The following is a 13,725-nucleotide window of genomic DNA, read 5'->3' on the forward strand; positions in this document are numbered from 1 at the left end:
TTTACAGCGAATTCATAATGTTTTCAGGACGTTCACCGCGACAGACGCAGGTGATTATATTGTTGACGCAGCGCGCGCTGATATTGCTTATTGCACCATCCGTATATCCAGCAATGTGAGATGTTGGCGCAAAATTCGCCAGGGTAAACAAAGGGTGCTTAGCACAAGGCTCTTCGAGAAAAACGTCAGCTGCGGCTCCGGCGAGATGTCCTGATTTCAGTGCTTCATACAAAGCTTGTTCATCAACAATACCGCCTCTGGAAACATTAATCAGGAATGTCCCTGATTTCATCTGCTGTAGTCGGACGGCATTAAACATATTTTCAGTTTCCGGGGTTAAAGGGGTATGCAGACTAATAAAATCACTTTGCGCTGTCAGGGTATCCAGCGAGACATATTCAACCTGATGCTTCTGTGCAAATTCTCGGTCTGGCCAGGCGTCGGTGGCGAGCACTCGCATATTGAATCCGCGCGCACGTCGCGCCACTTCCTTGCCGATATGGCCTAAACCGACGATCCCGAGGGTTTTGCCATAAACATCAGTGGCAAAAATACGAGGCCAGTTGCCTGCTTTCGTTTCACAGATTGCCTGAGAAATCTGGCGGGCAGTATTGAGAATTAAGCCAAAAGCAAAATCGGCCACCGCATGCTTGTTGGCATCAGGAACGTTAGTGACAAAAATTTTGCGCTGACGTGTAGCGTTAAGATCGATGTTATCCACACCAACACCGTGTTTGCAGACAATTTTTAGCCTCGGGGCCTTTGCCAGCAGCGATTCATTGATGTCGGTGAAGGCGACAATCATCGCTATGGCATCAGGCAGATGCTGAGCCAGCATCTCTATAGAGGCATCGGCAGGCAACATGACCAGTTCCAGATCGGCCTCTTTCAGTGCCGAAATGGGCGCGTCGTCGTATTTGGCGAATGAGGGCGAGGTGCAAATTACTTTCATAACCGTTTCCTGTTTACTGGCGACAATGAGCGTCGCAAATACAAGACCTTGCCCCAGCCAGTGATGGCCGGGGCGGATACGTAAATTAGTTAAGGTAGGTATTAATGATATTTTTAATCTGCTGCAGCTGTTCGTCGCTAAACTGCACCGCGTAGCGGCTGTCGCCCACCTCATGGCCCATCAGCTGCAGGGCTTTTTTCACTGCCGCGGGTGAGAACGCCACCTTATACAGATCGGTGCGCAGGCCCGTCACGCGCTCCTGCGCCTGGCTCGATCCGGTGATATCCCCGGCGTGAAACAGCGACCAGATCGCGTTGATTTCCGCGGGGGCGACGTTGGCAAGCCCTGAAATGCAGGCCGAGCAGCCGTCGACATACCCCTGATGGATAAGCGAGTCCGGCCCGTTCAGAACGTCGAAACCGTCAATGTCGCGCACCGCGTCAAGAAAGCCTTTCAGGCTGTCGTAGCTGCCGGCGCTGTCCTTAATGCCGATGATATTGTCGTGCCGGGCCAGCTGGCGCGCCGTCTCCGGGGAAATGGTGTTCCCGGTGCGGGCGGGAATGTTGTAAAGAAAGAGCGGGACGCTCAGCGCGTCGGCGATCGCCGTATAGTGGTTTATCAACTCCTCCTGCTTCAAGGGCACGAACCACGGGGTAATGGCCGATACTGCGTCAACCCCGAGGCGGGCGATCTGCTGGCCCAGCCGGCGAGTCTCGCGGGTGGAAATCTCCCCGATATGCGCCACCACCGGCGCGCGTCCGGCGGCTTCTTCCACGCAGGTTCTGGCGACGGCGATCTTCTCCTCCTCATTGAGGACAAAAAACTCGCCGTTGGTGCCGCCGCAGAAAATACCGTTGCCCGCGGCGAGCTGGCGCTGTACCTGTTGGCGTAGCGCTGGCAGGTCAAGGGCTCCCTCGGCGGTAAAGGGGGTGACGATGGCGGTGAGTACGCCGCTAATAGCTCTCCTCATTTTCTTTCTCCTGTTAGGCATGTTCTGGAAACAGCGTTTGATAGATAGCCGCAATCTCTTCGCGGCTGACGCTGCAGGGGGCGTTGTTCATCAGGCGCTTGACGTTTTGCGCCGCTGCGCTGAGAGCAGGAATGCTCTCCCTGGGCACGCCGAGCGCGGCAAGGTTGTCCGGCAGGGGCAGTCGTTTCACCAGCGCCGCCAGCCACGCGACCAGCGCATGGGATTTCTCTTCCTCGCCGAGCGTGCGATCTGCATCGGGGATCAGATCCCAGACCTGAGCGAATTTTGCCACCGCGTGGGGGCGGACCACCCGCATGCAGGGCGCCAGCAGAATGGCGTTAGCCACCCCGTGCGGCAGGTGCCAGGTACCGCCAAGCGGATAGGAGAGCGCATGCACCAGATGGGTGCCGGCATGGTTGATCGCCGCGCCGCCGTACCACGAGGCCCAGAGCATCTCCAGCTTCGCCGTCAGATCCTGCGGCTGATCCACCGAACGTTCGATATGCCGCACCAGCTTGTGTAAACCGATTAACGCGGCGTTGTCGCTTACCGGGTTGGCGACGGTGGAGGTAAAGCACTCCAGCAAATGACACAGGGCATCGATGCCGGTCGACGCCGCGATGCTGGCCGGCATGCTGGTGGTCAGCTCCGGCAGCAGGGCGACATAGTCCGGCAGCAGCACCGGGGAGATGATCCCTACTTTGGTCTGCTGCTCGGGGATCGCCAGAATGGCGTTTGGCGTTGCTTCGGAGCCGGTGCCGGCGGTGGCCGGGATCAACAATGAGCTAATCCGTCGTTGCGGCAACTCGCCTGCCAGCAGGGCCGTCAGAGAGGGCGCCTCAGGATGCAGGAGCACCGAGAGCAGTTTCGCCACATCCAGCACGCTTCCCCCGCCGATGCCCACGATCATCTGGGGCTGGCTGGCACCCAGCTGGCTGACAATCTGTGCCACATCGTGATGGCTGGGCTCTGCCGGTACCGTGTCAATGACCTCAACCTTACGCCCTTCGGCTGCCAGCAGGCGATGGATCGCCTGGGTCGCTTCCAGCGCGCCAACGTTCTGGTCGGTCACCAGCAGGATGCGGGTTTTACCTGACAACAGCGGGAGCAGGGCCGTTGAGGCGCCCGCTCCGCTGATGATTGTGCTGTGTATCGTCGCCACACGTTTCTCCTTGGTAGTAATTGATTGAATTCAATCATTCATGAATCTTGTCACTCGTCTGGTGGGGAAAAGTTATAATTTATACGGCAGTTTAATAACTTGAGCTTGCTCACATTTAATCAAATATGATTGAATATAATCAATTTCAGATTTTCATCGACCACAAGGCAGAACAATGAACGACGGTAATGACCAGGTGCTGGTGCTGGCAGATGACTTTACGGGAGCCAATGACGCCGGTGTCAGCCTCGCTGAGGCGGGCATGTCGGTGGAAGTGGCCTTCAGCGCCGGGCAACCATCAACCGCCCGGGCGTTAATTCTCAATAGCGACAGCCGGGCAATGAGCGCCGCCGCCGCCGCGGACAAGGTCACCACTCTGCTGCGCGGCGCGGCAAGATTCGTCCCGCACTGGCAGGTAAAGAAGATTGACTCCACGCTGCGCGGCAACCCCGGCGGCGAACTGGAGGCAATGATGGCGGCGCAAGGTTGCCGGCTGGCGGTGGTGGCCCCGGCGTATCCGGCGGCAGGAAGGCATACCCGGGACGGGCGCTGCTATGTGCATGGGGTGGCCCTCGATCAGACCGAATTTGCCAGCGATCCGAAAACGCCCGTGAGCCGGGCGGAGATTAGCGAAATTATCGCCATGCAGAGCCGTCTTCCCTGTCTGACCCTGAACGCTACCCAGCTTCCGGCGACATTAGCGACGGCGGGCGAGGAGAAGCGAGTGTTGATTGTCGACGCCTGGGAAGACCGCCATCTGGGCCAGGTGATCGACGCCGTCGCGCCCCATGCGCGGGAGACGCTGCTGGTCGGCTCGGCGGGACTTTGCGAGGCGCTGGCGCGCCGCCTTCGCCGCAGCGAGCAGGGGCCTCTGCTGGCGCTGGTCGGGTCGATGAGCGAGATGGCGCAGCGCCAGGTCGCTGCGCTGCAGGCTCATTCCCGGGTGAGGAAGATTGAAATTGATGTCGAACAGGCCTTTAGCGGATCGCCGAAGGAGGAAGCCTCGCGGATCGCCGAGGTGCTGCGTGAGGGTCATCACTGCGTGGTGACCACCCGTCCGAATAACGCCGCCCGGCACGGGATTGAAGCCCAGTGTCGCGAACATGGCCTCAGCCGCGCGGCCTACGGGGAGCACATCTGCGCCTGGCTTGCTGACGTCACGGCGCAGGCGGTGGCGCTGTGCCCACCGGGCGCCCTGTACCTCTCTGGCGGCGATGTGGCCATCGCCGTCGCGCACGCGCTCGGCGCCACCGGATTTCAGATCCGTGGGCGGGTGGCGCAGTGTGTGCCTTACGGGCACTTTCTCGGCGGTCGCTGGTCGCGGCCGGTGATGACCAAAGCAGGGGGATTCGGCACCGACACTACGCTGTTAAATGTTGTGAATTTTATTGAGGAGAAACTGAGTGTCTAACATGATTGCAGTGACAATGGGCGACCCGGCAGGGATTGGTCCGGAGATTATTATCAAATCCCTCGCCGAAGGGGCGCTGAGCGGCGCGCCGGTGGTGGTGGTGGGCTGCGCGCAGACGCTGCGGCGGATCCTGTCGCTGAATATTACGCCGCGGGTGGAGCTGCGCATCATTGACCATCCCGCCGAGGCGCGTTTTTCCCCAGCGACCATCAACGTCATTGATGAACCGCTCAGCGACCCGCAGGGGCTGCGCCCTGGCGAAGTCCAGGCCCAGGCAGGGGACCTCGCGTTTCGCTGCATCAGGCGGGCGACCGCGCTGGCGCTGGACGGCGCGGTCGCGGCCATCGCGACCGCGCCGCTAAATAAAGAGGCGCTGCATCTCGCCGGGCACGCTTTCCCCGGCCATACCGAACTGCTGGCCCACCTGACGCAGACCACCGATTACGCCATGGTGCTCTATACCGAGAAGCTCAAGGTTATCCATATCACCACCCATATCGCCCTGCGCCAGTTCCTCGATACCCTCAACCAGCCTAGGATCGAGACGGTGATTGGCGTGGCGGATCGGTTTTTGCGCCGGGTTGGCTATCAGCGTCCGCGCATAGCGGTTGCCGGCGTTAACCCGCACGCCGGGGAGAACGGCCTGTTTGGCGATGAAGAGATCCGCATCGTCGCCCCGGCGGTCGCCGCCATGCAGGCGCAGGGGATAGAGGTCACCGGCCCCTGTCCACCGGACACGGTGTTTATGCAGTGTCATGAAGGCATGTACGACATGGTGGTGGCGATGTACCACGATCAGGGGCATATTCCGCTGAAGCTGCTCGGGTTCTATGATGGGGTGAATATTACCGCCGGGCTGCCGTTTATCCGCACCTCAGCGGATCATGGCACCGCGTTTGATATTGCCTGGACAGGTAAAGCGAAGTCTGAGAGCATGGCAACCTCCATTGAGCTCGCCATGCACATCGCGCAGGAATAACATGAAGGGATATAACCGGTTAGAGCAGATTATGGACTTCCTGAAAAGCCATAATCTGGTGACAGTCGACCAGCTGGTGGCGGCGACCAACGCCTCGCCGGCCACCATTCGTCGCGACCTGATCAAACTCGATCAGGAAGGGGTGATCAGCCGCACGCACGGCGGGGTGACGCTGAACCGGTTTATTCCTTCCCAGCCGACGACGCTGGAGAAAGCCCAGCGCAGTCCGCTGGAAAAGCAGGCTATCGCCAGCGCGGCGGCCGCGCTGGTGAAAGCCGGCGACGCGATTGTGCTTGACGCCGGCACCACCATGATTGAGCTGGCGCGGCAGATCACCCATCTGCCGCTGCGGGTGATCACCAGCGATTTACATATCGCGCTGTTTTTGTCGGAATTTAAGCAGATAGAAGTGACGATTATCGGTGGGCGCATCGATGACAGCAGCCAGTCGTGCATCGGCGATCACGGCCGCCGCCTTCTGCAGACCATCTGGCCGGACCTTGCCTTCGTCAGTTGCAACGGCTGGGACCTCGAGAAGGGGATCACCGCCCCGACGGAGGAGAAGGCTGCCCTGAAACGTGATCTGATGGCTAATGCCCGGCGGCGCATCCTGCTGGCGGACAGCTCCAAATACGGCGCCTGGTCACTGTTCAATATTGCCCCGCTGGAGTCGTTGACCGATATCGTCACCGACGCCCATCTGCCGGAGGCGACCCGCGAGGCGCTGGTGACCCTTTCCCCGCAGCTGATCATTGCCGACTGACTTGCAGGCTGCCGTCAGGGCAGACGGGCGATATTGGCCTTGATCACCGCTATCGACTGACTGAACTTCGCCTGCTCCTCGGCGGCCAGCTGCAGTTCAATAATCTGCTCCACGCCACCCTGGGCCAGCACCGCCGGCACCCCAGCCGCCGCGCCGCTGACCCCGTATTCACCGTCAAGAATGCAGGAGACCGCCAGCGCACGGTGGCTGCCGGTGAAGATATTGCGGCAAATCTCGGCGATGGTGCCTGCCACGCCATATTCGGTGCAGCCTTTACCCGCGTAGATCTCAAACCCCAGCTTGCGCACTTTTTCGGCCATTGCCTCGCGGTCGAGCGGGTGGCCAGTGCGCTGCTGGTAAAGGTCGGCGATCGGCGAGCCATACACCGAGGAGTGTGACCATACCGGAAACTGGGTATCGCCATGCTCGCCGAGGATAAAGGCGTCGATGCTCTGGGCGCCAATATCCAGCTCCTGCGCCAGCAGGCGACGCAGGCGGGTGGTATCCAGCCAGACGCCGGTGCCCAGCACCTGACTGCGCGGCAGGCCAGAGAGCTGCCATACCTGCCAGGTGATGATGTCGCAGGGGTTGGTGGCCACCAGAAAGATGCCGTTAAACCCGTTGGCCATCATCGTCGGCACAATACTTTTCACAATCTTCGCCGTCGTGGTCAGTTCATCCAGCCGACTCTGACCGGGGCGCAGCGCACCGCCGGAAACGGTGATCACCGCGATATCGACATCAGCGCAGTCGCTGGCTTCCCGGGTGGCGATGGTCATCATCCCCGGCAGATAGGCCGCGGCATCGCTGAGATCCTGGGCATGGGCCTCGGCACGCTGTTGGTTAAGGTCGACGAGGATCAGCTCCTCGCAAATGCTCTGGTTGAGCAGGGCGTAGGCCGCCGACGCGCCGACATTGCCGGCGCCAATAATCATCACTTTACGGGCTTTGGTGTGCATATTCAGATCTCAAGTACGAACGGCAGGGGATAAAATTACTGTGTTTCAGCGAGTTAGCGCAAGAGGTGGGCAGCAATATAAGTTAATGCTATGGCGGAAACGGGCCGAGGGCGCGCTACAGTGGCGTAAAAAAAGGAGTTCACCTATGTATACCGTTACCGACATCGCCCCCACCGACGCTGAATTTACCGCCCTGATTGCCGCTCTAGATGCCTGGCAGGAGACACTCTATCCGGCAGAGAGCAACCATTTGCTGGACCTCAGCCAGCTGCCGCCGCAGACGGTGATCGCCCTGGTCATCCGCAGCCCGCAGGGCGAGGCCGTTGGCTGCGGGGCTATCGTCCTCAGTGAGGAAGGTTTTGGCGAGATGAAGCGGGTCTATATCGATCCGCAGCACCGCGGACAGCAGCTGGGAGAAAAGCTGCTGGCGGCGCTGGAAGCGAAAGCGCGCCAGCGCGACTGTCATACGCTGCGGCTTGAAACCGGTATCCATCAGCATGCGGCCATCACCCTCTACACGCGCAACGGCTACCAGACTCGCTGCGCGTTTGCGCCGTATCAGCCCGATCCGCTCAGCGTGTTTATGGAGAAACCGCTGTTTGCCGATCTTCGTTCAGCAGCGCTATAAACGCCTCCAGCTGGCGGGTTTTGGCGCCCCGGCGCCACACCAGCCAGGTGGTTAACCAGCGCCACTCTTCGGCCAGCGGCCAGGCGGAAACCTGCTGATGACCGGGCATACTCTCCAGCATACTGCGCGGGATCAACGCCAGGCCCGCGCCGGCGATCACGCAGGCCAGCATCCCATGGTAAGACTCCATCTCGTGGATCCTGCCCGGGGTTGCTCTGTCGGCATGGAACCAGCTCTCAAAATGCCGGCGGTAGGAGCAGTTGGCGCGAAAGGCGTAAACGTTGGCCCCGTTCACTTCGCTGGCGCGGGCGATGGGCGCGTGGCCGTACGGGGCGACGATCATCATCTCTTCCGGGAACACCGGCAGCCCCTCCAGACCCGGATGCACCAGCGGGCCGTCAACGAACGCGGCGCTCAGGGCGCCCTCCAGCACGCCGTCGATCATCGTTCCGGAAGGGCCGGTGGAGAGCGCCAGGTGAATTTTCGGGTAGCGCTGATTAAAGTGGGCCAGGGTGGTGGGAATCCGTACCGCCGCGGTGCTCTCCAGCGAACCAAGAGAAAACAGTCCCTGGGGTTCATCGCCTGCCACCACCATCCGCGCCTCGTCCACCAGGGCGAGGATCTGCTGGCTGTAGCGCAAAAAGCTGTGTCCCGCAGGCGAGAGGCGCAGGCGCTGGTTCTCGCGGATAAACAGCTCTACGCCGAGGTCTGCTTCCAGCTGGCGGATGCGGGTGGTGAGGTTGGACGGCACGCGATGCACTTTCTGCGCCGCCTGGGTAATGCTGCCGGTGGTGGCGACAGCGTTAAACATCTCTAGCTGAGTCAGGTCCATTCTATTCTTCTTTTGTGAATGCGTTGCTTAATATTATTCATTTTCAATGAATGGAAAGGTAAGCCAGAATACGGTTACTTCGCAAGCAACGAGAGAGAGAATAACGATGAATTTATCTGCAACGCACGCGGTTTCCGTCAACCCGACTACCGGTGAGGTGGTCTCCTCGCTGCCCTGGGCCAGCGAACGTGAGGTTGATGCGGCTATCGCTCTCGCCGCGGCAGGCTATCGCCAGTGGCGTCAAACGCCGCTCGCCGAGCGCGCTGATGCGCTGCGCCGCATCGGGGCCGCGCTGCGCGCCCGCGGTGAACAGGTGGCCCAGATGATCACCCTCGAGATGGGCAAACCGATTGCTCAGGCGCGCGGCGAGGTGACGAAATCCGCCAATCTCTGCGACTGGTACGCCGAGCACGGCCCGGCGATGCTGGCGACGGAAGCCACCCAGGTGGAAAATAATCAGGCGGTGATTGAGTATCGTCCCCTGGGCGCCATTCTGGCGGTCATGCCGTGGAACTTCCCGGTCTGGCAGGTGCTGCGCGGCGCGGTGCCGATCCTGCTGGCCGGCAACAGCTACCTGCTTAAGCATGCCCCGAACGTGATGGGCAGCGCCCGCCTGCTGGGCGAGATTTTTGCCGCCGCCGGCCTGCCTGATGGCGTGTTCGGTTGGGTGAACGCCACCAATGACGGCGTTTCGCAGATCATCAATGACGACCGCATCGCGGCGGTGACCGTCACCGGCAGCGTCCGTGCCGGGAAGGCGATTGGCGCCCAGGCGGGCGCGGCGCTGAAGAAATGCGTGCTTGAGCTGGGTGGCTCCGATCCCTTTATCGTACTCAACGATGCCGACCTGGATGAGGCGGTGAAGGCCGCCGTCACCGGCCGCTATCAGAACAGCGGCCAGGTGTGCGCCGCGTCGAAACGCTTTATCCTCGAAGCCGGTATTGCCGACGCGTTCACCCGCAAATTCGTCGACGCCGTCGCGGCGCTGAAGATGGGCGACCCGCGCGATGAGCAAAACTACGTCGGGCCGATGGCGCGTTTCGACCTGCGCGATGAACTGCACCAGCAGGTAACGGCGACCCTTGATGAAGGGGCGACTCTGCTGCTGGGCGCGGAAAAAATCGAAGGGGCGGGCAACTACTATGCGCCAACGGTGCTGGGCAACGTCACCGCCGGGATGACTGGTTTTCGTCAGGAGCTGTTTGGTCCGGTAGCGACCCTCACCACCGCTCGCGACGCTGACCATGCGCTGGCCCTCGCCAACGACAGCGAGTTTGGCCTGTCGGCAACGGTCTATACCACCGACGAGGCGCAGGCCCAGCGCTTCGCCCGCGAGCTGGAGTGCGGCGGCGTCTTCCTCAACGGCTACTGCGCCAGCGACGCCCGCGTGGCCTTCGGCGGCGTGAAGAAGAGCGGTTTTGGTCGCGAGCTGTCGCATTTTGGTCTGCACGAGTTCTGTAATGCGCAGACTGTCTGGAAAGACCGTCGCTAATCAACGTTAGCCCCTGACGACCGTCGCCCACCTCTGCTATACTCGCCCACCAAATTTCGATGGTGGGCAAGGAGCTGCATGTGGCGGCGGTGATCAATAACGCAATGCTGGAAGCCATTCTGGCAGAAATCAGGCCGCTGATTGGCCGCGGTAAAGTGGCGGATTACATTCCGGCGCTGGCCAGCGTCAGCGGCGATAAGCTTGGCATCGCGATCAGCACGGTGGACGGGCAGCATTTTGCCGCCGGCGATGCGCATGAACGTTTTTCCATCCAGTCTATCTCCAAGGTTTTGAGCCTGGTGGTGGCCATGAACCACTATCAGGAAGAGGAGATCTGGCAGCGGGTGGGGAAAGATCCCTCTGGCCAGCCCTTTAACTCCCTTCTGCAGCTGGAGATCGAGCAGGGCAAACCGCGTAACCCGTTTATCAACGCCGGGGCGCTGGTGGTCTGCGACATGCTGCAGAGCCGGCTTAGCGCCCCGCGTCAGCGGATGCTGGAGATTGTCCGCCGCCTGAGCGGCGTGCCCGATATCGCCTACGATCCGGTGGTGGCCCGTTCTGAGTTCGAGCATTCGGCGCGCAACGCCGCCATCGCCTGGCTGATGAAATCCTTCGGTAACTTCCATAACGACGTCGCCACTGTGTTGCAGAACTATTTCCACTACTGTTCGCTGGAGATGAGCTGCGTTGAGCTGGCGCGGACCTTCCTGTTCCTCGCCGATCGCGGTATCGCCCCGCACCTGGAGGCACCGGTTATCGCGCCCATTCAGTCCCGTCAGGTGAATGCCCTGATGATGACCAGCGGCATGTACCAGAACGCCGGCGAATTCGCCTGGCGCGTTGGTCTGCCGGCGAAATCGGGCGTCGGCGGCGGAATTGTGGCGATTGTGCCGCAGGAGATGGCGATCGCCGTGTGGAGCCCGGAGCTTGACGACGCCGGGAACTCGCTGGCCGGCGTGGCGCTGCTGGAAAAACTCACTCAGCGGATGGGGAGGTCGGTGTTCTGATGGTTGAGCAGGATCGGTTGTTTGCCCGTCTGGCGCGCTCGACGTTTCGTTCACGCTTTCGACTCGGGGTCAAAGAGCGGCAATACTGTCTCGATAAGGGGCCGGAGATCATCGACCAGCACGCTGCGGATTTTATCCGCCAGCGGCTGGCGCCCGCCGAACCGGTGAACGACGGCAAGCAGACGCCGATGCGCGGCCATCCGGTATTTATCGCCCAGCATGCGACCGCCACCTGCTGTCGCGGCTGTCTGGAAAAATGGCACGCCATTCCCCACGGCCGCGCGTTGAGCGAGCAGGAGCAGCGCTATGTGGTGCAGGTGATCCATCACTGGCTGGTGCTGCAGATGAATGGCCCGTCTGTGCGGTAATCTGCATTTGATCGGCGCCGGAGTATGCCTGATAAATATTCTCATGTTATGATAATCCGCTAACTAATTATTAACATAATAATTGCCTGAAACAATTAGACGGATAATTACTGAATGTCTTCACTGTCGATTCGGTCATTTACGCTGTTTCGTGAAGAGCAGCCCGTGCGCGACGCACTGGTATTATTCACGTTAACGCTACTACTGCATTTTCTGGGGGCCATGCTGCGCCTGGTGCAGGAGCTCTCATTCTTCTGGCCGCTCAATGCCGTCATGGCCGGGATCTTTGCGCGCTATGTCTGGCTTAATCGCAGCTATTTTTATGCCGTCTGTTTTGCGGCAATGCTGGTTTATGACGGACTCACCTCGCGCTGGGGAATGGGCTTTGCCTCATTGCTGATTAATTTCTCCAATATTGTCTTTATTGTGGTGCTGGCGCAGCTGGTGCTGTGGGATAAACGACGCGCCGACTCCATGCCCGGCCCGATTAATGCGCTTAATTTATTCTGTTTTTGCCTGTTTGCCGCCTTACTGTGCGCCGCCGTCGGCGCCCTGGGGTCGGTGGATGTTGAACGCGCCACCTTTATTCCCCAACTGGCAGACTGGTTTAGCGAACAGTTCTCGACAGCGGTGCTGATCCTGCCGTTTATTCTGACCCTGACGTTGCCTTCGGCATTAAGCGGTTTTCGTTTTCGCCAGCTGCTGCCCGCGCTGGCGCTGGTGCTGTCGATAGCCCTCGGCGTGGCGGTGGGCGGCGCCGGCAGCATTACCTTCCCGTTGCCGGCCCTGATCTGGTGCGCCGTTCGTTATCCGCTGCCGCTGACCTGCCTGTTAACCTTTCTCACCGGCATCAGCGAGATATTGCTGGTCGCCAACTCGTTAATTCACTTTTCGCCGGATGCGCGAATGCAGCCGTGGCAGCTGTTCTCCACCCGCCTCGGCATTGCCGCTATGCTGATTAGCCCGGTGATTGTCGCTTCCAGTGTCGAAGCGATTAACACGCTGGTGAAACAGCTGGCCCTGCGCGCTGATTTTGATTTTCAGACCCGGGTGTATTCCCGTTCCGGACTGAGCGAGGCGCTGAAGCGTCAGGCGTTGCCCGCCGATAAGCTGCTGACGGTGATGGTGCTGGATATCGATGGCTTCAAACGGGTGAATGATGCTCTGGGCCATGAAGGTGGCGATTGCGTATTGACTCAGTTTGCCCAGCAGGTTCGGCAGCTGGTGGGAGAGCAGGGGATGGTTGCCCGCATTGGCGGTGAAGAGTTTGCGGTGGCGGCGGTCGTCGACAGTACCCAGCAGGGCTATTTACTGGCGGAAAAAATCCGCCACGGGGTGGAGTCGCAACCCTTCGGCCTGGGGCAGAATCCAATCCATCTGACCATCAGTATGGGGCTGGAGACGCGCGAGGTGGGGCCCGCTCGGATCACCGAGCTGTTTAACCAATTACTGATGGCGGCAGACGAGGAGATGGTCAAAGCCAAACAGACCGGTCGCAATCGCATCTGTATGCCAGCGCTAACCGAAAGCGCACCATAAGAAAATCCTATACGGAATCCACTTGTGTTAATTTTTGGTTAAAAACATAGTGATGTGGTCAATTACAGGGAGCTTCCATGACCACATCCTTTTCACTGCGCACGCTGTCGCGTGACGATATTCTGCACCACCTCCCGGCATTAAGCGATATCCTGGCAAGCTGCGTCAACGGCGGCGCCTCGGTAAGTTTTATGCTGCCCTTTAGCGCGCAGACGGCGACCACTTTCTGGCAACACACCGCCGACAGCGTGGCGGCCGGGGAGCGCATCGTACTGGTGGCCCTCGACGCCAGCGAGCAACCCATCGGTACCGTGCAACTTATTACCCGCCAACCGGAAAACCAGCCCCATCGTGCGGATGTCGCCAAACTTTTGGTTCACCAAAATGCCCGCCGCCAGGGGATTGCCAACGCGCTGATGGCCGAGCTGGAGCAAACCGCCCGGCGGCAAGGGAAGACGGTGCTGGTGCTGGACACGGCGACCGGTAGTGGGGCGGAACAGTTCTATGTCCGCTGTGGCTGGGAAAAAGTGGGGGAAATTCCGCGCTATGCGCTGATGCCTGACGGGGAGATGACCGCCACCTCACTGTTCTATAAGTTTCTGCCCTGACGGCCGCTATTGCAGAATGCTTTGATCAAAACGGGGTTTCACTGGTAGAAAAACC

General features: G+C 60.1%; 14 protein-coding genes. 9 read left to right on the forward strand and 5 right to left on the reverse strand.

Annotation, left to right across the window (positions count from 1 at the left end):
* Window position 1: 1 nt before the first annotated feature.
* The 3 genes from CWM54_RS04770 to CWM54_RS04780 all read right to left on the reverse strand — a co-directional run bounded on the left by CWM54_RS04770 (window position 2) and on the right by CWM54_RS04780 (window position 3,084).
* Complete coding sequence (locus CWM54_RS04770) at window positions 2-952, reverse strand: phosphoglycerate dehydrogenase (RefSeq protein WP_100696206.1); 951 nt, start codon at window positions 950-952, stop codon at window positions 2-4.
* An 85-nt stretch (window positions 953-1,037) separates the two neighbouring features.
* A complete protein-coding gene (locus tag CWM54_RS04775) occupies window positions 1,038-1,922 on the reverse strand; it encodes a dihydrodipicolinate synthase family protein (protein WP_100696208.1) in 885 nt (294 codons plus the stop codon).
* Window positions 1,923-1,935: 13 nt separating this feature from the next.
* A complete protein-coding gene (locus CWM54_RS04780; RefSeq protein WP_100696210.1) occupies window positions 1,936-3,084 on the reverse strand; it encodes an iron-containing alcohol dehydrogenase in 1,149 nt (382 codons plus the stop codon).
* Window positions 3,085-3,259: 175 nt separating this feature from the next.
* Between CWM54_RS04780 and dtnK the strand changes: the two genes are divergently transcribed.
* From dtnK to CWM54_RS04795, 3 genes are read left to right on the forward strand one after another with little or no spacing between them, the layout of a single operon-like run.
* Window positions 3,260-4,495: a D-threonate kinase gene (dtnK, locus tag CWM54_RS04785; protein WP_100696212.1), complete on the forward strand. Its 1,236-nt coding sequence runs from the start codon at window positions 3,260-3,262 to the stop codon at window positions 4,493-4,495.
* Window positions 4,488-5,474 carry a D-threonate 4-phosphate dehydrogenase gene (locus CWM54_RS04790; protein WP_100696214.1) on the forward strand — a complete coding sequence of 329 codons (987 nt, stop codon included), beginning with the start codon at window positions 4,488-4,490 and terminating at the stop codon, window positions 5,472-5,474. Before dtnK ends, CWM54_RS04790 begins: the two co-directional genes overlap by 8 nt.
* A gap of 1 nt (window position 5,475) precedes the next feature.
* Window positions 5,476-6,237 (forward strand): DeoR/GlpR family DNA-binding transcription regulator, encoded by a 762-nt coding sequence (locus tag CWM54_RS04795; RefSeq protein WP_012968265.1) that lies wholly within the window; start codon window positions 5,476-5,478, stop codon window positions 6,235-6,237.
* 14 nt (window positions 6,238-6,251) lie between these two features.
* On the opposite strand, the gene CWM54_RS04800 is transcribed toward CWM54_RS04795, so the two are convergent.
* Window positions 6,252-7,196, reverse strand: coding sequence for an L-lactate dehydrogenase (locus tag CWM54_RS04800; protein ID WP_100696216.1), 945 nt, complete (start codon window positions 7,194-7,196; stop codon window positions 6,252-6,254).
* A 145-nt stretch (window positions 7,197-7,341) separates the two neighbouring features.
* Between CWM54_RS04800 and CWM54_RS04805 the strand changes: the two genes are divergently transcribed.
* Window positions 7,342-7,824, forward strand: coding sequence for a GNAT family N-acetyltransferase (locus tag CWM54_RS04805; RefSeq protein WP_100675614.1), 483 nt, complete (start codon window positions 7,342-7,344; stop codon window positions 7,822-7,824).
* On the opposite strand, the gene ptrR is transcribed toward CWM54_RS04805, so the two are convergent.
* Window positions 7,778-8,656 carry a putrescine utilization regulator PtrR gene (ptrR, locus tag CWM54_RS04810; RefSeq protein WP_012968263.1) on the reverse strand — a complete coding sequence of 293 codons (879 nt, stop codon included), beginning with the start codon at window positions 8,654-8,656 and terminating at the stop codon, window positions 7,778-7,780. The two genes, CWM54_RS04805 and ptrR, sit on opposite strands and share 47 nt — an antisense overlap.
* Before the next feature lie 106 nt (window positions 8,657-8,762).
* Here ptrR and sad point away from each other — a divergent pair, with 106 nt between their 5' ends.
* The 5 genes from sad to CWM54_RS04835 all read left to right on the forward strand — a co-directional run bounded on the left by sad (window position 8,763) and on the right by CWM54_RS04835 (window position 13,670).
* Window positions 8,763-10,148, forward strand: a complete 1,386-nt coding sequence (gene sad, locus CWM54_RS04815) for a succinate-semialdehyde dehydrogenase (protein WP_100680197.1) — start codon at window positions 8,763-8,765, stop codon at window positions 10,146-10,148.
* Between the two features lie 80 nt (window positions 10,149-10,228).
* Window positions 10,229-11,155 (forward strand): glutaminase B, encoded by a 927-nt coding sequence (gene glsB, locus CWM54_RS04820; protein ID WP_061154644.1) that lies wholly within the window; start codon window positions 10,229-10,231, stop codon window positions 11,153-11,155.
* A complete protein-coding gene (locus CWM54_RS04825; RefSeq protein WP_061154643.1) occupies window positions 11,155-11,523 on the forward strand; it encodes a DUF4186 domain-containing protein in 369 nt (122 codons plus the stop codon). The genes glsB and CWM54_RS04825 overlap by 1 nt, the downstream gene beginning before the upstream one ends.
* 114 nt (window positions 11,524-11,637) lie before the next feature.
* Window positions 11,638-13,062, forward strand: coding sequence for a GGDEF domain-containing protein (locus CWM54_RS04830; protein ID WP_165785883.1), 1,425 nt, complete (start codon window positions 11,638-11,640; stop codon window positions 13,060-13,062).
* Window positions 13,063-13,139: 77 nt separating this feature from the next.
* Window positions 13,140-13,670, forward strand: a complete 531-nt coding sequence (locus CWM54_RS04835; protein ID WP_100696218.1) for a GNAT family N-acetyltransferase — start codon at window positions 13,140-13,142, stop codon at window positions 13,668-13,670.
* Window positions 13,671-13,725: the final 55 nt, after the last annotated feature.

Source organism: Klebsiella sp. D-Nf1 (assembly GCF_002810515.1).
In the GTDB taxonomy this organism is placed as follows: domain Bacteria; phylum Pseudomonadota; class Gammaproteobacteria; order Enterobacterales; family Enterobacteriaceae; genus Klebsiella; species Klebsiella variicola.